Source organism: Xanthomonas sp. 3058 (assembly GCF_014199765.1).
GTDB lineage: Bacteria > Pseudomonadota > Gammaproteobacteria > Xanthomonadales > Xanthomonadaceae > Xanthomonas > Xanthomonas campestris_B.
The window spans coordinates 1-1,581 of the sequence record NZ_JACHOF010000056.1; the positions used below are offsets into that span (position 1 = coordinate 1).

A 1,581-nucleotide genomic window follows, 5' to 3' on the forward strand; every position below is an offset into this window, starting at 1 on the left:
TCCAGAAATTGCGAAAAATCCGAAGATCCAAACGCGACTCTCCGGAACGATGCGACATCCCGCACTCTCAGGCCTCATTGTTCAGACCTTCCCTAACGCCTGAATTAAGCTGACCCGCGATGCGGACTCGGCTTGAGTGAATATTTAGGACGCAGCGCCATTGCTCTCAGCCGTAGGGTCAACGAAAGAAGCACCTGTGCTAGACGGCCGTTTATGGAATATTCCATGTGGCGGGTGAAGGTCAATAATTCTGTAGGCTCCATTTGAATTGACAAATATCTCATGGGCTAGAAGCATCACTCTGACCGTCCCGCCAGAGAAGACCTTGTTCATTCCATCCGGGTGACCAAGTAGTGGAACGGTCCACTTCGGACTAAACTTTCTTGCTGCTTCAGCCAATCCGTTAATTACCGCTTTCGGATTGTCTGCGTCTGGTAGGGCGCTGAGATTCTCTTTGAGTGAGCTAAGCAACTGAATGATTTCATATGTTCTTGTGTGTGAGTCCATCTTGCGAGTGTCCTTACGGGCTGACTACCTAATTGACGGCCTCAGGACCCGGTTATGCAACTTATTCAACGGGCACCGTGTGCCAGGCCTTCCCCCTTGATACAGATCGATATTAGGGCGATCGGATCCGATTAACAAGCCAGGGTATAACCGGACGCAGCGGTAGGCCCGGCGAACACTACAAATTCCTGCCGACAGACGTGTAGGTGTCCGCCATGGATAAGGTTCTCGTTGAGCTGTACCGCGTCGTACCTGATGAGATCCCACCGGCGCAGGAATAGCATTTGCCGGCATGGCCCGGAAGCGCCTTCTCCTGGTGTCCTCACTTTTCCAGATCCATGGTCACCTCTCCGACGACTTCAACCGGCTTGTCTTGGCCAGAACGGCGAATCACAATAAGGGAAGACTTCTACGGTATGGCCGAACACAATCCATGGATATCAAGATTGAGGCCAAGCCAGACTTCTTGAAGTCACTGGCGTCCAACGTCAGCCCGATCACGGCAGTATCGGAGCTAATCTGGAACGGATTTGACGCAGGCGGCCAGCACGTCAAGGTCATTCTGGAACCGGACGAACTCAATGGACTCCACGCCATTCGCGTATCGGACGACGGCGACGGCATAGACCGGGGCAAGGTCGATGCGTTGTTTGGGGGGTTGGGCGACTCCTGGAAGGCCAAGTCTCACCGCTACAAGGGTCGGACGCTCCATGGCAAAAACGGCAAGGGGCGTTTCCGTGCCTTTGCTCTGGGTGAGAGTGTCGAGTGGCGGACCACTTACCTCGATGGAAAGGCATTTAAGTCCTACACGATTACTGGCCGTGCAAGCCAACTGACAGGCTTCAGTGCCTCGCAACCAACGGACGCTGAGACTACGACCCTCGGTACCGAGGTAGTCATCGAGAACCTTGACTCCAACTTCCCATCTCTGACAAGCGACAAGGCAACACTGGAAATCACTAAGCAGTTTGCTGCCTACCCGACGTCCCCCCGATTTTGAGTAGCACGCCAGTTTGGAGTCCAATTCCCTACCCCGAAGGAGATTGGACGTGAAGAAACGTTTTACTGACGAGC

1 protein-coding gene is annotated in these 1,581 nt (G+C 53.7%); it reads left to right on the plus strand.

The genetic code is table 11. From position 1 onward, the window contains the following. The first annotated feature begins 940 nt into the window (after positions 1–940). Positions 941–1,507: an ATP-binding protein gene (locus GGR61_RS20905; RefSeq protein ID WP_184623849.1), complete on the plus strand. Its 567-nt coding sequence runs from the start codon at positions 941–943 to the stop codon at positions 1,505–1,507. The last annotated feature ends 74 nt before the right edge of the window (positions 1,508–1,581 follow it).

Coding starts and splice junctions, on each gene's coding strand:
- GGR61_RS20905 (WP_184623849.1), top strand. CDS start 941: ATGGATATCAAGATTGAGGCCAAGCCAGACTTCTTGAAGTCACTGGCG.